Consider the following 19,143-nt stretch of genomic DNA (forward strand, 5'->3'; position numbering starts at 1 on the left):
ATCTGGTGCAGGGCTATGGGGTGCGCTGATCACCCGCGCGCAACAAGCCTTGGCAGACTGTATCCGGGCCCTGCGTGCCCGGTTCGCCTTGCGGCGGCAAGGGGACCGGGCGCGTCGACATTCGACAGAACAGTCGGACACTTGCGCTTGACGAGGCCGCCGGAAAGTGAAAAGCCGACTTAAACAGTCAGTTGTTCGGCGCCGGTCATGATCTTCGCACATATCCTTAAAACCGCATCCGCCCTTGTCCTTGTGTCGGCCATTGTCTCGGGCAGTGCCGCGCTGGCAGAGGAAAGCGGATACCCGATCACGATCAAGCATGCCTTGGGTACCACCGTCATCAAGGCCAAGCCCCAGCGCATCGCGACCGTCGCCTGGGCCAATCACGAGGTGCCGCTGGCCCTTGGCGTGGTCCCGGTGGGCTTTGCCGCGGCGACCTTCGGCGACAGCGATGGCGACGGGCTGCTGCCCTGGGTGGCCCAGCGGCTGAAGGAGCTTGGGGCCGAAACGCCCGTCCTGTTCGACGAAGGCGACGGCATCGATTTCGAGGCCGTGGCCGCGACCGAACCAGATGTAATCCTGGCCGCCTATTCCGGTCTCAGCCAGTCGGATTACGACACGCTCAGCATGATCGCGCCGGTCGTCGCCTATCCGGATTCGCCCTGGTCCACCGACTGGCGCGAGATGATCCGCCATAACAGCGCGGGCCTGGGCATGCAGGCCGAGGGCGACGCGCTGATCGGCAGCATCGAGACGAAGATCGACACCGCCGTCGCGAGCCATCCCGAGCTGCGGGACAAGAAGGCGATGTTCATCACCCATCTCGATCCGACCGACCTGAGCCTTGTGCGCTTTTACACCGCCAATGACACGCGGGTGAAATTCTTCGAGGATCTCGGCCTGCATTCGCCCAAAAGCGTGGTCGCGGCGACGAAGCCGGGCCAGTTCGCGGGCGAGGTCAGCGCCGAGCAGATCGATGTCTTCGACGATGTCGATATCTTCGTGACCTATGGCGGGCAGGAATTGCTGGGGCCGCTGAAAACCGACCCACTGGCGTCCAAGATGCGGGCGATTGCGAATGACGCCGTGGTCATGCTGGGCTCGAACCCGGTCGGGACCGCCGCGAACCCGACGCCGCTTTCGATCTCCTGGGTGCTGGACGACTATGTCGCCCTACTCGCCGAGGCCGCGCGCAAGGCGGAATGACCATGCTGGCAGGGAATCCCCCGATGCGGTCCGGCGCGGGCCGCATGCTTGCGTTTCGCGCGACGGCGCTTGCGCTGCTGGTCGCGGTCGTGGCGGGGCTGGGCTTTCTGTCGATCGCAGTCGGCACGCGCGCTGTCGGCTGGCAGGACATCCTTGCCGCGCTGCAGGGCCGGACTGAAACGATCGCCCAGGCGGCCGTCGCGGCGCGCGTTCCGCGCACCATCCTTGCCGCGCTGGCAGGCGCAGCGCTTGGCCTTTCCGGCGCGATCATGCAGGGCGTCACCCGCAATCCGCTTGCGGATCCGGGCATTCTGGGCGTCAACAAGGGCGCCTCGCTTGCGGTGGTGATCGGCATTGCGTGGTTCGGAATGACCAACGCGCAGATGTTCGTCTGGGTCGCGATCCTTGGCGCCGCACTGACGGCGGTTTTCGTCTATGCCATCGGCTCGCTGGGGAAGGGTGGGGCCACGCCGCTGAAGCTCGCCTTGGCGGGAGCCGCGACCTCGATCGCGTTTTCCAGCTTCACCATCGCCGTCGTCCTGCCCCGGAACGACATTGCGGGCGGGGTGCGGTCCTGGCAGGTCGGAGGGGTCGGCGGCGCGACCTTCGCCAGCATCGAGCAGGTGCTGCCTTTCCTTGTCGCAGGGTTCGCGATCAGTTTCCTTTCGGCGCGCAAGCTGAACTCGCTTGCCCTGGGCGACGACCTTGCGGCTGGATTGGGCGAGAACGTGGCACTGGCGCGGGGAATGTCGGCGCTTGGCGCGATCCTGCTTTGCGGGGCAGCGACCGCAGCCTGTGGTCCGATCGGCTTCGTCGGGCTGGTCGTCCCGCATCTGTGCCGCTTGCTGATCGGCGTCGATCATCGCTGGCTGCTGCCCTTTTCGGCCCTGACCGGTGCCGGCCTGCTGCTGCTTGCCGATGTGACCGGCCGCGTCATCGCCCGGCCAAGCGAGCTTGCGGTCGGCATCGTCACCGCCTTTGTCGGGGCGCCGTTCTTCATCTGGATCGTCCGTCGGCAGCGGGTGCGCGAGCTATGATCGCCGCATCCCAACCCACACTCGCCCGCGCCGTATCCGCCGCACGCCATCACCGCGCACGCCGCTGGCGGGGCGTGGTGGCGGGACTTGTCCTGCTGCTGCTGGCGGTCTTCGCGCTGACGCTGATGCTGGGCCAGTCCTTCACGCCGCCAGGGCAGGCGCTGCGCGTCCTGATGGGCGAGAACGTCCAGGGCGCCAGCTTCACGGTCGGCCACCTGCGCCTGCCACGCGCGGTCCTGTCGGTGCTGACCGGGATGTGCTTCGGCCTTGGCGGGGTCGCCTTCCAAGTCATGCTGCGCAATCCGCTTGCCAGCCCGGACATCATCGGCATCAGCTATGGCGCCAGCGCCGCGGCGGTCTTTGCCATCGTGATGCTGGGGCTGGACGGTTCATCGGTCGCGGTCTTTGCGGTTGTCGCGGGACTTGTGGTCGCGCTGCTGGTCTATGGCCTTTCCTTCAAGAATGGCGTGGCGGGGACAAGGCTGATCCTCGTCGGGATCGGTGTCGCGGCGATGATCGAAAGCTTCATCGCCTATATCCTGTCGCAGGCCGCGTCGTGGGATCTGCAAGAGGCCTTGCGATGGCTGACCGGCAGCGTCAACGGCGCGCAGCTTGGCCAGGCCTGGCCGGTGCTTGGCGCGCTGGTCGTCTTTGGTGGCTTGCTGCTGGCCCGTGGCCGCGACCTTGAGGCGCTGCGCATGGGCGACGACACCGCCGCCGCGCTTGGGGTCAAGGTCGGGCTGACGCGGATCGTCGTCATCATCTGCGCGGTGGGCATGATCTCGGTCTCGACCGCGATCTCGGGGCCGATTGCCTTCGTTGCCTTCCTTTCGGGGCCGATCGCCTCGCGGCTGATCGGGCCGAACGGCTCGATCCTGATCCCGTCGGCGCTGGTCGGGGCCGCGCTGGTGCTGGGCGGGGACTATATCGGCCAGTTCCTGCTGCCACATCGCTATCCGGTCGGCATCGTCACCGGCGCCCTTGGCGCGCCCTACCTGCTTTATCTGATCGTGCGGGTGAACCGCGCCGGAGGTTCCCTATGACCGCTTCGAAAAGCCTCGTGGCCGAGAACCTGACCGCAGGCTATGGCGACAGCACCATCCTGCACGATCTGGATCTGGTCGTGCCCTCTGGCCGGATCACCGCCATCGTCGGCGCGAATGGCTGCGGCAAATCGACCCTGCTGCGGACCATGTCGCGGCTGATCACGCCCAGCCAGGGCCAGGTCCTGCTGGACGGAAAATCTGTCCACCGCTATCCCACGCGCGAACTTGCGCGCAGTCTGGGCCTGCTGCCGCAGGCGCCGATCGCGCCCGAGGGGATCACCGTCGCGGATCTGGTCGGGCGCGGGCGTCATCCACATCACGGTCTTCTGTCGCGTTGGAGCAAGCGCGATGACGAGGCGGTTGCGACCGCGCTGGAGGTCACCCGGATCGCCGATCTTGCCGACCGCGCCGTTGACGAACTTTCCGGCGGCCAGCGTCAGCGGGTCTGGATCGCGATGGCGCTGGCGCAGGAAACCGAGCTGCTGCTGCTGGACGAGCCGACGACCTTCCTCGATGTCAGCCATCAGGTCGAGGTGCTGGACCTGCTGACCGACCTGAACCAGACAAGGGGCATCACCATCGTCATGGTGCTGCACGACCTTAATCTGGCGGCGCGCTATGCCGACAGCCTTGTCGCCATGGCCAAGGGCAGATTGCACGCCTTCGGTCCGCCGGAAGAGGTCTTGACGGTGGAAAATGTCTTGCAGGTCTTTGGCTTGCGCAGCCGCGTCATTCCCGACCCGATCTCGGGCAAGCCGCTGATTCTGCCGATCGGGCGTCACCGGCTGGCCCAGTGACACCGGCAACATCGCCCGAATCTGTTGCGAACTAGCAACAGAGAACGCCAAGAAGCCAAGCCCAGCCAAAGACCATCCCGCCGGCCTTGCAACGGTCGGGGCCTGGAGCTAACGCTCCCGTGACAAATCCTACTAATTCACTCTGAAAAGGATCCTCAGGATGCCTGATAATCAGTTCAGCGGTCTCGCGCGCGTTTCACGGGGGTGCCTGACCACCGTCCTTTTGGGTTGCACGGCGATCGTCGCGGCACCTGCCTTCGCACAGCAAGCGACGGATGCGACCGAGACGACAGCGTACCGGCTGTCGCCCGTCATCATCAACGCGCAGGGCTCGGCGGATGATGACGCGAACTCGATCGTCGCGCGCGAACTTTGGGTCGGCGGCAAGGTTGCGACCAGCATTCTTGACACGCCCGCCTCGGTATCCGTCATCACCCAGAAAGAGATCCAGGACCGCGACGCCGAAACGCTTGAGGAGGTGCTGGCCTATACCCCCGGCGTCGTCACCGACTTTTACGGTTCGGACGACCGCAACGACTATTTCCTGATCCGCGGCTATCAGGCGACGACCTATCGCGACGGCCTGACCCTCGGCTCGATGCGCGGCGTGCGCGAGGAGCCTTTCGCCTATGAGCGGGTCGAGGTCATTCGCGGCGCGAACTCCACCCTGTTCGGGACGTCGGATCCGGGCGGCTCGGTCAACTTCGTGACCAAGACCCCGAAATTCGAGCAGTTCGCCGATACCTACCTGTCCTATGGCTCGTTCAACCATGCCGAGATCGGCGTGGATATGGGCAATACCCTGAACGCGGACGAGACGCTTGCCTATCGCTTCACCGCCAAGGTGCAGGACAGCGAACTGGAATATGACCACTCGAAGGACAACGAGACCTTCCTGATGGGCGGGCTGACCTGGAAGCCGAGTGACGCAACAACGCTTAGCGTCGTGCTGGACTATCTGAAGCGGGACGGCACGCCGAACAGCGGTGGCTATCCGCTCGACCGCGAATACGACCGCAGCGACTTCTTCGGCGAGCCCGATTTCAACTACCACGATGTCGAGCGCAGCAGCATCACCGGCATGCTGTCGCATGATTTCGGCAACGGCCTGAGCCTGCAGGCGAACCTGCGCTACAGCGACCTGACCGACAATTACGGCTATGTCTATCTCTACGACTATGCCGGTCGTGTCGGGACCGAGATCTCGCGCTTTGCGCTCAGCTCGGACAGCGATGCCCAGGAGCTGATCGGCAACGCGATCCTGAAATACGACGCGAGCTTTGACAATATCGACAGCAGCACGCTGGCGGGCGTCGAATTCCGCGACGCCTCGACCTCCAGCACGTCCTATTACGGCGCCGCGGCACCGATCGACATTGCGGACCCGGTCTTCAGCGGCCCGCCGACCGGCCTTGTCGCCTATCAGCAAACCGACACGGATTACTCGACCCAATCGGTCTTCCTGCAGGAGAACCTGTCATTCGATGACCGCTTCATCGCGACCGTCGGCGTACGCCACGACTGGATGGACGTCGACGCGACCGACTCGCTTGCCGGCACCGACGATAGCGACGATTTCTCGGAAACCTCGTGGCGCGGTGCGCTGACCTATAAGGTCACGCCCGAAATCTCGACCTATGTCAGCTATGTCGAATCCGTCGCGCCGCCCGTGATCGGTGTCGAGCCCGAACGCGGCGAACAATACGAAGTCGGCGTGAAATACGAGCCGACGGCGATCAACGCGCTGTTCTCGGCCTCGGTCTATGACCTGACCAAGAAGGACGTGACCATCGCGGTCGTGCAGGATGATGGCACCATCACCCGCGAAGTCATCGGCGAGACCCGCGTGCGCGGCTTCGATCTGGAGGGCAAGGCCGAGATTGACGAGAACATCAGCGTCCTCGCCTCATATTCCTACCTCGATACCGAAGTGGTGCGCGGTGACTCGCGCGGTACGGATATCTCGGGCAACGAGTTCGCCTCGGTCCCGAACCACATCGCCTCGATCTGGGTCAACTATACCGTTCCGGGCAACGAAGCCCGCGGCGACATGACCTTCGGCCTTGGCGCGCGCTACCTTGGTTCGTATTACTTCAACGCGACCAATGACAGCGGCAAGAGCAAGGCGATGACCACGCTGGACGCCGCCTTCACCTATCGGGTGCAGGACAATACCGAGATCGCGATCAACGTGAGCAACCTGCTGGACGAGCAATATGTCGTCGGCAGCGGCACGGCGGATTACTATAACCCCGGCCGTGCGATCCAGGCCACGCTGCGCCACAGCTTCTAAGGGTTCACGAAATGCCGTCGCCATCGGGATTGAACCGATGGCGACGGCGACCTGAATTGCAACTCCATCCGCCCGCAGGCTTTGCCGATTACCGCCTGATCATGCTGGGAGGCCTCGGCCCGCCATCACCCAGGCAGGATCGGCATGGAGTGATGTTCATGCGTCACCTTCCATGCCCCATCGACCCGCCGCAACCCAAGGGTTAGCCGGCACTGCGCGTCCCCGCCCCCGATGATGAGCAGCCCGAACGCATAGGCGACATCCTCGCCAGCGACGATCTGGATGTCACGAAAGCTGAAGCAATCCAGCCCGGGCGGGTTGTGGTCGAAAAACAGCTTCCAGCTTGCTTCATAGGCCGCGATCCCGATCGATTGGATCGGCTTTGGCACGTCGTACATGACGATGTCGTCCGTCCGATCCTTCAGCACGCGCTGGATGTCCCCCTTGCAGATCGCATCGGTCCAGTCGGCAATCAATGCGTGAATTTCCCGCTCTCTCTGCGCCATTGTCATTTGGTCACTCCTTTGCTTCGACTGGCGGCCTGCGAAGGGCTGCGCCGCAGGTTGGTCCATGCGAACAGGATGGCCGTGCCAAGCAGGATGCAGAACCCCATGGCCGAGGCCAGGACAAGGCCGCGCTCGAAAGCCAGCCGGGCAGAGGCCAGCAAGGCCGCGCCGCTGGGCCCCGGCAGGGCGGCGGCGAGTTCGACGGCCGCACCCAAGGTGGCTTTCGCTGCCATGCCCCGGTCGGCGTCAATCCCTTCGGGGACGGCAACCCCCGCTTGGTAGACGGCCACGCCGACACTGCCCAACACCGCGACGCCGAAAGCTCCGCCAAGCTCGGCCCCCGTCTCGGAAATCGCCGAGGCCGCGCCCGCCTTGTCGGCAGGTGCCGTTGTCAGGATGAGATCGGTGCCGAGGGTGATAATGGTCGCCACGCCAAGGCCCAGAACGCACATGCCGGAAATGACCGCGAAGAGTCCCAGACCGGGGGCAAGCGCCGCCAGCAAGGCAAATCCGGCGGCCACGATCAGCAAAGCGACGGTGACGACGGTCTTTGCCGCGACATGCCGGGCGACGGCAGGCGCGGCAAGGCACCCGGCGACACAGGCAATCGCCGGGGGAATGGACCATAAGCCCGCGATCATCGGTGTCAGCCCGATGACGAGTTGCAGATATTGCGCAACCAGCAGCGAGGCCCCGACCCAGGCGAAAAGCGCCATCACGTTTGCGCCCAGTGCCGCGGCGAAGGCCCCTTTCCTGAACAGACCCGGATCGACCAGCGGATGCGCCAGTTGTCCCTGACGATGGATGAAGGTCCAGCCGGCAAGGCCCCCGGTCAGCAAGGCTGCCAGGGCCGTGGCCGTCGCGCCAACCTCGGCGAGGTGCTTGACGCCATAGGCGATGGCAAGCACGGCCAGCATCGACAGGAGGACGCTTGCCCCGTCGACCGGGTGGTCCTCGGACCCGCGGATGTCGGGCAGGAAAACCGGGCCCAGCACCAGCAAGATCGCCATGACCGGAACCCCAACCAGAAAGACCGAGCCCCACCAGAAATGCTGAAGCAGCAACCCGCCCACAAGAGGGCCGATCACGCCGCCCAGCGTAAAGCAGGTGGTCCAGATCCCGATGGCGATGCTGCGCTGGCGCGGCACAAGGAACAGGCCGCGGATCATAGCCAGGGTCGAGGGCAGAAGCATGGCCCCGGCGACGCCCAAAATCGCCCGCGCGCCGATCAGCATCGCCGCGTTGCCGGAAAAACCCGCCAGAACCGATGCCAGCCCGAAAAGGACCGATCCGCCCAGCAGCAACCGGCGCTTGCCGATGCGGTCGCCAAGCGCCCCCATGGGAATAAGTGCCCCAGCCATCAGGAAGCCATAGATGTCGGCCATCCACAGCAGCTCCTGCCCGGTCGGGCGAAGCGCCGCGCTGAGCGAGGGTGTGGCGAGATGAAGGATTGTCATGTCCATCGACACCAGCAGGGTCGGAAGGGCAAGGACGGCAAGCCCGAGCCACTGTTCGCGGCCCGCTGAAGCGTGATGCGGCACTGGCATGTCGGTCTCCGCTCAATATCGGCAACTGCCGGGGCGCCGCCGCTTGATAATTGGATCGATCACTATAATAATTCGATGACCCGCCCGGTCAATCTTTTTCTAGCGAGGACTATATAATTGTCGCGAGGACGCCCGAGACTGTTCGACGAGAACGAGGCGCTGGAAACCGCGCTGCACCTGTTCTGGCGACATGGCTATGAAGGGACGTCGATTTCCATGCTTGCCAAGGCGATGGGGATGACCGTGCCCAGCCTCTACAACGCCTTCGGAAACAAGCAGAGCCTCTTCATGAAGGCGGTCGGTTGCTATGATCTTTACGGCGAGAAACTTTATGACGCGGCATTCGCGAAGACTTCGGCCCGCGAGGTGGCGCTGGCAATCCTGATGGGTGAGGTCGATCTTGTGTCCGGTGCGGATACCCCGGAAGGCTGTCTGATGGTGCAGGGCGCGCTTGCCACCGGACCGGAATCCGAACCCCTGAGGCAGGAAATGGCAAGGCAGAGGCGGCGGGCTCAGGCCGATGTCGCCACACGGTTCGAGGAATTCCAGCAGGCCGGCCAGTTGCCGCCGGGCTGGACCGCATCGTCGCTGGCAGCCTATGTGATGACCGTTGCGACCGGGATCGCCGTCCAGGCCAAAGGCGGCGCGTCACGACAGGAACTGATCCAGATCGTCAACATGGCGATAGGGATGTGGCCCAAGGGGCAAGGTTAGCTGCAGGCGGCTGCGCCTTTGCCCACCGTCACCCGCGCCGCAATTCGCGCGTTCGCAGGCTCGACGGGCCCGGCCCTTGGGCGACGGTCGCGCACCCGATGCGAACGTCATGGCGATGCGCGCTTCGACGCATGTCGAAGGTTGCAAGCAACCCTCGACACCGATCTGGCAGGCGCCGAAGTGATCCCACGCGATTGAGCCGCCTGTCAGGTTTGGCCTATCTGCCAGAGAAGGTTGATCCTGCAACCAGATGCCGTTCATTCTTCATGTGACGTTTCACCAGCGTTTCCGCGCGTCCTGGTTCGGCAATACGGCGCGCCGGCTGGGTGGGATATCCCGGCACGGCGAGCTGGGGAAACAGCGCCAGGATCTCTCTTCTGGCCTCGGCCCCAACCGACCTGAGCGCGACCGGTCCCGTCAGCAATGTTTCGGTCGGGGTTCCGTTGGCGATCACGATCTCATGCCTGTCCATGAGGATGTGGAAGTATTCCACCTCTCCGATCGCTTCTTGCGTCACCCCTGGAAGGGAGGCGAGCTTCTTCGCAGGCACCAGAACCTCCTCGGAACCGAACATTCGCCGTGCGATGCCAGAGGAAAGCAATACGCGGTGTTGTGGCGAGACAATGAGGTCGGCCGCCGGCAGGCCGGAACCCAAGGCGCCGGCAGCAATGCGCATCGGAATCAGATTCGGCATCCGCGCCAAAGCCGCACCGACAACCCGTTTGGACCCGATCCATCGAATTGCCTGGGGGCCGTGATCCAGGGTCGTGATCAGGTCGCCCACGGACAGATCCTCAACCCGCCTTGGTCCGGCCGGGGTTTCGATCCACGTCCCCCGCGTGAAGCAGACGACTGCCAGATCATCGATCACGAAGCCGCCATTGTCTTGCGGTGCGACGACCTTGTTTTCCCCCGCGGTGAAGCCCCCATCGCTGGAAAGGTAAAGATTTCCGCTCAATTCGCCGACCTGTAGCCCATCGGCGTCATAAATGTGGAACCCGCCGTTGAAGCTGCTGACGTTGCCGCTGACCTGATTGTTGGTGCTGAGCGTCCCTTGGTTCGGGTTCTGGGGAAGGACCGTGTAGACCAGTGATCCATCTCCATAGACGTCAATCTCGAAGCCGGCCAAGGGCGTTCCATTGGGCACATAGGCGTCAGGCTCTCCGTCGCCGTCCAGATCCTCGGTATCGACGATGTGCTCATCCGAGATGGTGATAACGACGGTTGCCTGGCTGCTGTCGAGCCCCTGACTTGTCAGAAAGTCATGGATCGGCAGGTTGTCCGGCGAGACGACCGTGTTGCCATCTTCTTGTTGGATGGTGCCGCTTGCAATGGAATCGGGAGAGACGCTGAAAGTTGCCATTTCAGACCCTTTGCTGAGGAGGAGGAAAGGAAAGTCGCGCTTCGGACGGAAGCATGGCATGCCAAGAGGTCAATACAACCCTAAATAGACCGCGCTTCCCAATGATCTGACGGCGATCCACGCCGGAGATGTTGAACCCGGCAGCGGCGATTCAGGGACGCATTCAGATAGCCAGAGATACTTGGCCCATTTGATTGATCTTGCCGGGTCAAGCCTGCATCCCGAAGAAGGCAAGGTCCAAACCCGAAATCACATTGCTACAGCATGTCGGAAATGCGTTGCGCGGCCGTCTGGGCGGCATCCAGCAACGCTGCCTCATAATCCTGCGACACATCGGCAAAGAACGGAATGCTCAGGGCCGCGACCACCAGCCCTTGCCGGTTTCGGATCGGTGCCGCGTAGGCGCGCACCGAAAGGTCGAACTCGCCGGGATCTTTCGACCAGCCCTGCTGGCGGACCTTTTCAAGCTCTGACAACAGTTCACCCGGATCGCTCAGCGTGCGTTCCGTATAGGTCGGCAGCTTGCTGCCAAGAACGCGTTCCATCTCTTCTCTGGACAGATGGGCAAGCAAGACCTTGCTGCCGGCACCCGCGTGGATCGGCAGGTGTTCCCCCAATTGTGCCTGCAGGGCGCGGGCCTTGCGGCCCAGGCTTACGGCCACGACCACGATCTGCCCGCGATCGCAGACCGAGACTTTCACCGTCTCGCCAAGCGTCCGGCTGACCTCGTCGATGACGGGTTGGGCGGCGGCCGCGACCCTTGTTCCCAAGGCGCCGACGGTCACGGAATCGGCGAGGCTCAGCAGCCTGCTTCCCAGCACAAAATGCGAATTGTCGAGTTGGCGCAGCATGTCATGCGCCAGCAGCGAGTTCAGGATGCGATAGGCGGTCGAGCGCGTGACGCCCGCCGCCTCGGCGACACGTCCAAGCGGCAAGCCATTGGGCTGCCGTTCTATTTCCGTCAGGATCGCCATCATTTTTTCGATGGCCGGATTGCGGTTTGCAGACAGTTCACTCTCGTCGGACATGGCTTGACAGCTCGCGGTTCACGATTTTATAAGTTTACAATGTGAACTTCAAAGTGTCAAATATGAAACTTAGAAGATTGCGAGGCGAGGGAGGATGCGGGCCGCTCGGGCGAGCAGGCGCGTAACCAGAAGGCCGCTGTCGGGGAGGACCGCGTCGTGACGAAAGAGAATTTGGCCGCGGGCTTGCCCGACGGTTTCACCGCGCCACCGCTGCCGCGTCGCGTCAGAAAGCACCGGCCGGACTGGCTTGTCGCCTATCTGTTCCTTGCTCCGGCTGCGGCGGTCTTTGCCACTTTCGTGGCCTATCCGATGGTGGACGGGGTCTCGACCGCCTTCTCGAACCAGATGGTCGGGCAGGGCGGGGCCTATGTCGGGTTCGCGAATTTCAAGAAGCTCTTCTCGGACCCGCATTACATCCGGGCGGCATGGAATTCGCTTGTGCTGACGCTGGGCGTTGTCGCGGTGAAGCTGGTGCTGGGCCTGGGCTGCGCGGTCGCATTGTCGCAACCAATGCCGATGCGCGGACTGATCCGCGCGCTTGCCTTTCTGCCATGGGCGGTTCCGGGCCTGATCGCGGGCCTGTCGTGGAAATGGATCTTTGACGAGCAGGCGGGCGTCCTGTCCTATCTCGCGATGTCCCTGAAGCTGGCGGACAAACCGATCTATTGGTTGTCGGACCCGAGTTGGGGCCTGTGGTCCATCGGCATCGCGATGATCTGGCACGGCCTGCCGTTCTTCACGATGATGTTTCTGGCCGCGCTCAGCTCGATCCCGTCCGACCTGAACGAGGCCGCGGCCATCGACGGGGCAAAGCCGATCCGCCGGTTCTTTTCGGTCACGCTGCCGCAGATGAAGGAAGTGATCTTCGTCACCGTGATGCTGTCGACGATCTGGACCTTCAACTCGTTCCACATGGTCCATGTCCTGACCGGGGGCGGGCCGGCCATGCGCACCCATATCCTGCCGACGCTGGCCTATCACTACGGCATTGCGCAAAGCAATCTTGGCCTAGGCGCCGCCGTGCTTGTCTCGGTCATCCCGGTCTTCCTGATGCTCATCGTGCTGCTGACCCGCCGCATGCTGAAGGACGAGAACTGAAAAGGGAGGGGAGAGAATGGTCCGTTCGAAATCGGAAAAGACGGCGCGCCGGATATTCACGACGCTTGGCGTGGGCTTCTCGGTGATCTGGGCACTGGCGCCGATCTATTGGGTGGTCGTCACCTCGCTGAAGACCTCGCGCGAGATTTATGCCTATCCGCCAACGCTTTATCCCCATAAGCTGACATGGTCGAATTTCGAGGCCAGCATCTGGGGCTCGCAATTCATCCGCTATGTCTGGAACTCGGCGCAGGTCGCGGTGGCGGTCACCATCATCTCGGCCGTGGTGGGGGCGCTTGCCGCCTATCCAGTGGCGCGGATGCGGTTCAAGGGCAAGGCGATTGCCGCGCGCACCATCGTCACGGCCTATCTGCTGCCGCCGTCCTTGCTGTTCATCCCGCTGTTTCTGGTCCTGCAATCCATGGGTCTGATGAACACCAAGACGGGCCTTGTCGTGGCCTATCTGACCTTCACCGTCCCCTTCTGCACATGGATGCTGATCGGCTATTTCCGCACCATTCCCGCCGAACTGGACGAGGCGGCGCGGATGGATGGCGCAAGCCGCCTGCAGACGCTTCTGAAGGTGATCTTGCCGATCGCGACGCCGGGCTTCGCGGTGGTGGCGCTGTTCGCCTTTACCCATGCCTGGAACGAGTTCCTGTATGCGCTGGTCTTTGTCCACTCGAATGAGACCAAGACCTTCACCGCCGGTCTGAACGGCCTGATCATGGGCGACACCTTCATCTGGGGCCAGCTCATGGCCAGCTCGGTCATCGCCATCATTCCCATTCTCGTCATCTACATCGTCGCGCAGCGCTACATCGTCGAGGGATTGGCCGCGGGCAGCGTCAAGGGGTGATCCCCAGCAATTCAATGGTTTGGAGGAGGAAAATACATGAAGAAGCTTATCGCCTCGTTGACGACCTCGGTCGCGCTGCTATTGCCCGCGATGTCCCATGCGCAGGACCTGACGATCTGGGCGATCCAGGCGTTCAACCAGCAGGCCGATGACCTGATCACCCAGATGGCCGAGGACTTCGGACGCGAACGCGGCATCTCGGTCGAATACAGCATCGTTCCCGCCAACGTCCTGAACGAGCGTCTTGCCGCGGCCATTCAGGGCGATGCAATGCCCGACGTCTTCATGAATGTCGGCCAGCAGGTGCAGTACTTCGCCAAGCTCGGCGTGACCCAGCCGGTGGACGACATTCTGGCCGAGATGCGCGCGGTGGACGGTGGCATCTACGAAAGCACCGTTCCTTCGGTGATGCGCGATGGCAAGGCGATGGCCCTGCCGCTGGAAGTCGACGTGGTCCCGATGTTCGCGCGCAAGGACCTGCTGGAGGAGGTCGGGCTTGGCCTTCCCAAGACCCTCGACGAATTGCGCACCGCATCGCAGGCGATCCTGGCCAAGAACCCGGCGATCACGGCTTTCGGTCTTCCCACCAGCGAGGCCAATGATGCCGAGACCATGGCCCGCATGGTGGTCTGGTCCTTCGGTGGCCAGATGTTCGACGAGACCGGGACCAAGGTGACGTGGAATTCGCCCGAGACGGTCGCGGCCTATAAGTACATCGCCGACATGTTCGCCGAAGGCACGATCCCGCGCTCGACCCTGACCTGGGACGATGCCGGCAACAACACCGCCTATCAGACCGGGCGCGCCGCGTTCATCATGAACCCGCCCAGCGTCTACAGCTGGCTCAAGGATAACGATCAGGACCTTCTGGCCGATACCGCCCTGATCCCGATGCCGGTCGGACCGGGCGAGAAGGGCCGCTCGGCCACGCTGCTGTCGACCTTCTCGTGGATGGTCAGCAACAAGTCGGAGCGTCAGGACGACGCGAAAGCGTGGCTGCGTTACTTCTTCAAGCCCGACAACTACCAGAAGATCATCGAAACCGTCGGCGGCCGCTGGATCCCGATCTATCCCGACATGACGAAATCCATGCCGCTCTTTGCCGAAAACCCCGATTTCGCCAATTTTGACGAGATGGCGCGCAACGGGGTCGTGGATGGCTTTGCCGGTCCCCCCACCGCTTGGGCGGCAACCGTCAGCACCTCGAAGGTCGTGACCCAGTCGATCCAGCGGGTGCTGGTCGATGGCGAGACGCCAGAGGATGCCGTGGCCTGGGCCGCCGCCAAGATCGAAGAACTCAAGGTCGAGTGACCCTCCGGGTTCCCGCTCGATACCGGGCGGGAACCGCCGCAGGCGATACCCCGAAAACCCCTCTCAGGATTAAGACAGTGACCCATACCCCTGACATCAATCGCCCCCCTCGTGCCCTGTGCGAGGCGCTTGCCAAGGTGGGCAGCGCGACCGCCGCCGGCGAGTTGAACCAGATGGGACTTCGCGACACCTTCCTTCGCGGGCCGGTGCCCTATACGCGCGGGCGTTCGATCGCCGGCCCGGCCCTGACGCTGCAATTCATGCCCAAGCGCGAGGATATTTACGGCGCCAACGAGTATGACGACCCTGAGGCGCAGCTGCACCGCCATGCGCTTTACCACACGCAAGAGGGCGACATCATCGTCGTCGATGCGCGCGGCGACATGACAAGCGGGATCTTCGGCTCGATGATGCTCAGCTATTTCGCGGGCAAGGGCGGCAAGGGCGTGATCATCGACGGCTGCATCCGGGACTCGACCCAATGCCTTGACCTTGACCTTGGCTACTGGATCAAGGGCGTCACGCCGAATTATCACACGCAGACCAACATCATTCCCTTTGCGGTGAACGTCCCGATCGCCTGTGGCGAGGCGCTGGTCTATCCCGGCGACATCATCATCGCCGATGACGATGGCGCGGTCGTGGTCCCAGCCGCCATGGCGCAGGAATTGCTGGAGCGCGCGACCCATCACGTCGAATGGGAAGAATTCACCCGCATGAAGCTGCTGGAAGGTGCGGACCTGCGCAAATACTACCCCCTTCGCGACGACGCACGCGGCGAATACGAAGCCTGGCGCGCCGCGCAGGCAAGCCACGGCTGAACGGGGGGCATGTCATGGCAGATGTCCGTCTGAGCCAGATCCGCAAGACCTTCGGGGGCCATCAGGTCATCAAGGGGATCGATCTCGACATCAAAAGCGGTGAGTTCATCGTTTTTGTCGGCCCATCGGGTTGCGGCAAATCCACGCTTCTGCGGCTGATTGCGGGGCTTGAGGAAATCTCGGACGGCACGCTGGATATCGGCGGCATGCGGGCGAACGAGGTTCCCCCCGATGCGCGCGGGATCGCCATGGTGTTCCAGTCCTATGCGCTTTACCCGCATATGACGGTCCGCGATAACATGGCATTCGGCCTGAAGCTCGCAAAGATCCCCAAGGCCGAGCGTGACGCCAAGGTCAACAAGGCGGCGGCCATGCTGCAATTGACCGACTATCTGGACCGGCTGCCCAAGCAGCTTTCCGGCGGTCAACGCCAGCGCGTCGCCATTGGCCGCGCCATCACCCGCGATCCCGACGTCTTCCTGTTCGACGAGCCGCTGTCGAACCTAGACGCCGCCTTGCGGGTCGCGACACGGATCGAGATCGCGAACCTCAAGGACGCGATGCCCGGCACGACGATGATCTATGTGACGCATGACCAGACCGAGGCGATGACCCTGGCAGATCGCATCGTCGTGCTGAATGCCGGGCAGATCGAACAGGTGGGCAGCCCGATGGAGCTTTACCACCGCCCGGCCAATGTCTTCGTCGCGCAATTCATCGGCTCGCCCGCGATGAACGTGATCCCGGTCGAAAGCTCGGGGGATCGCATCCGGTTTCCGGGCGGCGGGGAAATCGGCTTGCCGGATCATGCGCGCAATTCGGGCAAGGGGCTGCAACTTGGCATCCGCCCCGAACACCTGCGCGAGGTTGCACAATCCGAGGCCGCCTTCACCGGCACCGTCACCAATGTCGAGCGTCTGGGCGAACAGGCCATCGTCCATGTCGAGATCGGCAATGGCGCCGTGCTGGTCGCCAAGATCGACAACGAGACATCGGTGCGCAAGGGATCCGTGATCCATTTGGCCTACGATCCTGCGCGCGCACATTTCTTCGATGCTCAGAGCAAGGCCATTCGGGCCGCCTGACATCCATTCCTACGGAGACATCATGATCCAGATCGCCGAATTCATCGCGCCAACGCCGAACAAAATCTGGCGCCTCGCGCAGCAGGCAGGCGTCAACCTTGCCGTGGGCGGCCTGCCCCCCGAAGACCTGATCCATGCGGGCGAGACCTCCTGCGACCTCGGGCCGCTGACCCGCGTCAAGGAACGCTACAACGAGGCCGGCTTCGACCTGCGCGTCATCGAATCCCGCCCGCCGCTGAACAAGGCCAAGCGTGGCCTGCCCGGCCGGGATGAAGAGATCGACGAGGTCTGCAAGCTGCTCGTCAACATGGGCAAGCTGGGCATCCCGGTCTGGTGCTACGAGTGGATGGCGGATTTCAACTGGCTGCGCACCGATTTCGCCAAACCCAGCCGCGGCGGCTCGGTCGTCACCGCTTTTGATCTGGCGCAGGTGCCCGAGGACCTGACCGATCAGCCGCCGATCAGCGAAGAGGCGCTGTGGGAAAGCCTGGAATATTTCCTGCGCCGGGTGATGCCGGTGGCGGAAAAGGCCGGTGTGACCTTGTCGATGCATCCCGATGACCCGCCGACCTCGCCGATCCGTGGCGTGGGCCGGATCATGCGGACGGTTCCTAATTTCGAACGTCTGCTGGCGATGATCCCGTCCGAGCGGAACACCATCACCATGTGTCAGGGCAACTTCACCCTGATGACGGATGACCTTCCCGCGACGATCCGCAAATTCGGCGACAAGATCAGCTTCGTTCATTTCCGCGATGTCGAAGGCGTGCCGACCAAGTTCCATGAGACGTGGCATGACGCGGGCAAGACCGACATGGTCGCCTGCATGCAGGCCTATCGCGATATCGGTTTCGATGGCGTCTTGCGCCCGGACCATGTTCCCACTGTCGAAGGCGACAGCAATGACGACGCGGGCTATTCGGCCTTTGGTCGCCTTTATGCCATCGGCTATATCCGGGGCATCCAGGAAGTGGTCTATCGCGACTGACCGGCCGGGTCGGGAAGGGGGTTGGAATGCGGAACGAACAGGAACGGGTTGTGCTGGTCACGGGCGCTGGCGGCAATCTTGGCGCCAAGGCGATCGAGGCGCTGCTTGCTACCGAGTGGTGCAGCCGGGTCATCGGCTTTTACTGGCCGGAACTGCCCCCGGATCTTCCCGCCCACCCCCGGCTTCAGGCCGTCCTTGCCGACTTGACCCGTGCCGATGGGTCGTGGCGGCAGCACATGCAGGGCGTCGATTGCGTCCTGCATTTCGCTGCCGTCAATCCGTATCCCGATGCGAGCTGGCAGGACGCCACCGCGTCATTCGACATCACCGTCAATCTGGGGCTTTGCGCTGCGGCCAACGGCGTCTCGCGCGTGATCTTCGGTTCCTCAAATCATGTCATGGGTGGCTACAAGGACGGCGATCTGGCAGCGGCGCTTGCCCCCGGAGGTCTGCGCGACGACCTTCCTCCGGCACCCGGAACCCACTGGCATGACGGGCAGAGACTTGTCGATTCAACGATCTATGCCACCTCGAAGCTGATGGGAGAGCGTTTCCTTGCCAGTCTTGCGGCAGGGTCGGACGGGCGCATGTCCGCGATCTCGCTGCGGATCGGGTGGATATTGCCGGGCGAGAACGATCCGAACCACATTACCGCCACCGGCTCGCATGGCAGCGGCACGACCGCGCACGCCCATGCCGGTCCCGATGATGCGCGAAATCAGCGCTGGTTTCGCGGGATGTGGCTGTCGAACGCGGATTTTCGGCAGTTGATACTGGCTGCCATATCAGCGGGAGCGGACCGCTGGCCACAGGCGAGCATTGTCGTGAATGGCGTATCGGCAAACGAGGGAATGGATTGGTCGCTGGCGCGCGGGGCGGAATCGATCGGCTACCACCCGCAAGACGACCTGTTCGCCCAGATTATGCCCGCCGGTTAGGGACAGGACTCATCTTTGGGGCACGGTCATCCGGTGCATAACGGCAGCCACCGACCCCGCTCTGCCTCGACCCAGGCGCGCCCAACGTCTCCACCCCACAATTGCCAAGCGATCCAGCCGGCCGATGGCTTTTCCGGGTCGGCCCATCCGGTCGCGCGGCGGACCTTGGAATGTCGGGCGAACCAGCCCGCGATCACGCGCATCTCGGCCGCTTGCAGAGGAGAGCGTCCTGCAAGCCCCTCGGCGCGGGCGATCCCGACCGCCGTTCCCCCCCGCCCAAATCGCGCACGAAGGGCAAGCCCTTCGGCCGCAACCGCCGCGACCGTGGGCGGCGGAACAAAGCTCAGGCTGAAGGCATCTCGATCGGTCGGATCGGTCCAAGGATCGTCGAAGAAGCTCATGGTATCAGTCGGCCGGGGGGTTGGGGCCGCGCTCTGGCGGCGGACGGGGAATATCGTTCGCTTTTGCAGGCAGGACGGCTTCCCTGCAATGGGGCGCAGCCAGGA

At 63.4% G+C, this 19,143-nt stretch carries 18 protein-coding genes; 13 read left to right on the plus strand and 5 right to left on the minus strand.

What is annotated here, in order from left to right:
- The first annotated feature begins 207 nt into the window (after nt 1–207).
- The 5 genes from ACO2Q4_RS04935 to ACO2Q4_RS04955 all read left to right on the plus strand — a co-directional run bounded on the left by ACO2Q4_RS04935 (nt 208) and on the right by ACO2Q4_RS04955 (nt 6,379).
- A complete protein-coding gene (locus tag ACO2Q4_RS04935) occupies nt 208–1,206 on the plus strand; it encodes an iron-siderophore ABC transporter substrate-binding protein (RefSeq protein WP_423317695.1) in 999 nt (332 codons plus the stop codon).
- Nucleotides 1,203–2,243 carry a FecCD family ABC transporter permease gene (locus ACO2Q4_RS04940; RefSeq protein WP_423317697.1) on the plus strand — a complete coding sequence of 347 codons (1,041 nt, stop codon included), beginning with the start codon at nt 1,203–1,205 and terminating at the stop codon, nt 2,241–2,243. The genes ACO2Q4_RS04935 and ACO2Q4_RS04940 overlap by 4 nt, the downstream gene beginning before the upstream one ends.
- Nucleotides 2,240–3,286: a FecCD family ABC transporter permease gene (locus ACO2Q4_RS04945; RefSeq protein ID WP_423317699.1), complete on the plus strand. Its 1,047-nt coding sequence runs from the start codon at nt 2,240–2,242 to the stop codon at nt 3,284–3,286. The genes ACO2Q4_RS04940 and ACO2Q4_RS04945 overlap by 4 nt, the downstream gene beginning before the upstream one ends.
- Entirely contained in the window at nt 3,283–4,086 is an 804-nt protein-coding gene (locus ACO2Q4_RS04950; protein WP_311759349.1) for an ABC transporter ATP-binding protein, read from the plus strand. The genes ACO2Q4_RS04945 and ACO2Q4_RS04950 overlap by 4 nt, the downstream gene beginning before the upstream one ends.
- A gap of 160 nt (nt 4,087–4,246) precedes the next feature.
- Nucleotides 4,247–6,379 (plus strand): TonB-dependent siderophore receptor, encoded by a 2,133-nt coding sequence (locus tag ACO2Q4_RS04955; RefSeq protein ID WP_423317701.1) that lies wholly within the window; start codon nt 4,247–4,249, stop codon nt 6,377–6,379.
- A 125-nt stretch (nt 6,380–6,504) separates the two neighbouring features.
- On the opposite strand, the gene ACO2Q4_RS04960 is transcribed toward ACO2Q4_RS04955, so the two are convergent.
- Nucleotides 6,505–6,891: a nuclear transport factor 2 family protein gene (locus ACO2Q4_RS04960; protein ID WP_423317703.1), complete on the minus strand. Its 387-nt coding sequence runs from the start codon at nt 6,889–6,891 to the stop codon at nt 6,505–6,507.
- A complete protein-coding gene (locus tag ACO2Q4_RS04965; RefSeq protein ID WP_423317705.1) occupies nt 6,888–8,432 on the minus strand; it encodes an MFS transporter in 1,545 nt (514 codons plus the stop codon). Before ACO2Q4_RS04965 ends, ACO2Q4_RS04960 begins: the two co-directional genes overlap by 4 nt.
- A gap of 117 nt (nt 8,433–8,549) precedes the next feature.
- On the opposite strand from ACO2Q4_RS04965, the gene ACO2Q4_RS04970 reads away from it, so the two are divergent.
- Nucleotides 8,550–9,146: a TetR/AcrR family transcriptional regulator gene (locus ACO2Q4_RS04970; RefSeq protein ID WP_423317707.1), complete on the plus strand. Its 597-nt coding sequence runs from the start codon at nt 8,550–8,552 to the stop codon at nt 9,144–9,146.
- Between the two features lie 217 nt (nt 9,147–9,363).
- On the opposite strand, the gene ACO2Q4_RS04975 is transcribed toward ACO2Q4_RS04970, so the two are convergent.
- A complete protein-coding gene (locus ACO2Q4_RS04975; protein WP_423317709.1) occupies nt 9,364–10,509 on the minus strand; it encodes a Hint domain-containing protein in 1,146 nt (381 codons plus the stop codon).
- 257 nt (nt 10,510–10,766) lie between these two features.
- Nucleotides 10,767–11,537 carry an IclR family transcriptional regulator gene (locus ACO2Q4_RS04980; protein ID WP_311759343.1) on the minus strand — a complete coding sequence of 257 codons (771 nt, stop codon included), beginning with the start codon at nt 11,535–11,537 and terminating at the stop codon, nt 10,767–10,769.
- Nucleotides 11,538–11,693: 156 nt separating this feature from the next.
- Between ACO2Q4_RS04980 and ACO2Q4_RS04985 the strand changes: the two genes are divergently transcribed.
- The 7 genes from ACO2Q4_RS04985 to ACO2Q4_RS05015 all read left to right on the plus strand — a co-directional run bounded on the left by ACO2Q4_RS04985 (nt 11,694) and on the right by ACO2Q4_RS05015 (nt 18,637).
- Entirely contained in the window at nt 11,694–12,635 is a 942-nt protein-coding gene (locus ACO2Q4_RS04985; RefSeq protein ID WP_423317711.1) for a carbohydrate ABC transporter permease, read from the plus strand.
- Nucleotides 12,636–12,651: 16 nt separating this feature from the next.
- Nucleotides 12,652–13,494 carry a carbohydrate ABC transporter permease gene (locus tag ACO2Q4_RS04990; RefSeq protein ID WP_395132106.1) on the plus strand — a complete coding sequence of 281 codons (843 nt, stop codon included), beginning with the start codon at nt 12,652–12,654 and terminating at the stop codon, nt 13,492–13,494.
- A gap of 36 nt (nt 13,495–13,530) precedes the next feature.
- The gene (locus ACO2Q4_RS04995; protein WP_311759340.1) at nt 13,531–14,805 is read left to right on the plus strand and encodes an ABC transporter substrate-binding protein; all 1,275 of its coding nucleotides are present in this window, start codon (nt 13,531–13,533) and stop codon (nt 14,803–14,805) included.
- Between the two features lie 77 nt (nt 14,806–14,882).
- Nucleotides 14,883–15,626: a ribonuclease activity regulator RraA gene (locus tag ACO2Q4_RS05000; protein WP_311759339.1), complete on the plus strand. Its 744-nt coding sequence runs from the start codon at nt 14,883–14,885 to the stop codon at nt 15,624–15,626.
- 14 nt (nt 15,627–15,640) lie between these two features.
- On the plus strand, nt 15,641–16,711 hold the full coding sequence (locus tag ACO2Q4_RS05005) for an ABC transporter ATP-binding protein (RefSeq protein ID WP_395132111.1): 1,071 nt from the start codon (nt 15,641–15,643) through the stop codon (nt 16,709–16,711).
- Nucleotides 16,712–16,733: 22 nt separating this feature from the next.
- Entirely contained in the window at nt 16,734–17,699 is a 966-nt protein-coding gene (locus ACO2Q4_RS05010; protein ID WP_311759337.1) for a mannonate dehydratase, read from the plus strand.
- Nucleotides 17,700–17,725: 26 nt separating this feature from the next.
- The gene (locus tag ACO2Q4_RS05015) at nt 17,726–18,637 is read left to right on the plus strand and encodes an NAD-dependent epimerase/dehydratase family protein (protein WP_423317715.1); all 912 of its coding nucleotides are present in this window, start codon (nt 17,726–17,728) and stop codon (nt 18,635–18,637) included.
- 26 nt (nt 18,638–18,663) lie between these two features.
- Here ACO2Q4_RS05015 and ACO2Q4_RS05020 read toward each other — a convergent pair whose 3' ends face one another.
- Nucleotides 18,664–19,038: a hypothetical protein gene (locus ACO2Q4_RS05020; protein WP_423317717.1), complete on the minus strand. Its 375-nt coding sequence runs from the start codon at nt 19,036–19,038 to the stop codon at nt 18,664–18,666.
- Nucleotides 19,039–19,143 lie beyond the last annotated feature (105 nt).

The organism is Paracoccus sp. KR1-242, from assembly GCF_049446195.1.
In the GTDB taxonomy this organism is placed as follows: domain Bacteria; phylum Pseudomonadota; class Alphaproteobacteria; order Rhodobacterales; family Rhodobacteraceae; genus Paracoccus; species Paracoccus broussonetiae.

Coding starts and splice junctions, on each gene's coding strand:
- ACO2Q4_RS04935 (WP_423317695.1), top strand. CDS start 208: ATGATCTTCGCACATATCCTTAAAACCGCATCCGCCCTTGTCCTTGTG.
- ACO2Q4_RS04940 (WP_423317697.1), top strand. CDS start 1,203: ATGACCATGCTGGCAGGGAATCCCCCGATGCGGTCCGGCGCGGGCCGC.
- ACO2Q4_RS04945 (WP_423317699.1), top strand. CDS start 2,240: ATGATCGCCGCATCCCAACCCACACTCGCCCGCGCCGTATCCGCCGCA.
- ACO2Q4_RS04950 (WP_311759349.1), top strand. CDS start 3,283: ATGACCGCTTCGAAAAGCCTCGTGGCCGAGAACCTGACCGCAGGCTAT.
- ACO2Q4_RS04955 (WP_423317701.1), top strand. CDS start 4,247: ATGCCTGATAATCAGTTCAGCGGTCTCGCGCGCGTTTCACGGGGGTGC.
- ACO2Q4_RS04960 (WP_423317703.1), bottom strand. CDS start 6,891: ATGACAATGGCGCAGAGAGAGCGGGAAATTCACGCATTGATTGCCGAC.
- ACO2Q4_RS04965 (WP_423317705.1), bottom strand. CDS start 8,432: ATGCCAGTGCCGCATCACGCTTCAGCGGGCCGCGAACAGTGGCTCGGG.
- ACO2Q4_RS04975 (WP_423317709.1), bottom strand. CDS start 10,509: ATGGCAACTTTCAGCGTCTCTCCCGATTCCATTGCAAGCGGCACCATC.
- ACO2Q4_RS04980 (WP_311759343.1), bottom strand. CDS start 11,537: ATGTCCGACGAGAGTGAACTGTCTGCAAACCGCAATCCGGCCATCGAA.
- ACO2Q4_RS04990 (WP_395132106.1), top strand. CDS start 12,652: ATGGTCCGTTCGAAATCGGAAAAGACGGCGCGCCGGATATTCACGACG.
- ACO2Q4_RS04995 (WP_311759340.1), top strand. CDS start 13,531: ATGAAGAAGCTTATCGCCTCGTTGACGACCTCGGTCGCGCTGCTATTG.
- ACO2Q4_RS05005 (WP_395132111.1), top strand. CDS start 15,641: ATGGCAGATGTCCGTCTGAGCCAGATCCGCAAGACCTTCGGGGGCCAT.
- ACO2Q4_RS05010 (WP_311759337.1), top strand. CDS start 16,734: ATGATCCAGATCGCCGAATTCATCGCGCCAACGCCGAACAAAATCTGG.
- ACO2Q4_RS05015 (WP_423317715.1), top strand. CDS start 17,726: ATGCGGAACGAACAGGAACGGGTTGTGCTGGTCACGGGCGCTGGCGGC.
- ACO2Q4_RS05020 (WP_423317717.1), bottom strand. CDS start 19,038: ATGAGCTTCTTCGACGATCCTTGGACCGATCCGACCGATCGAGATGCC.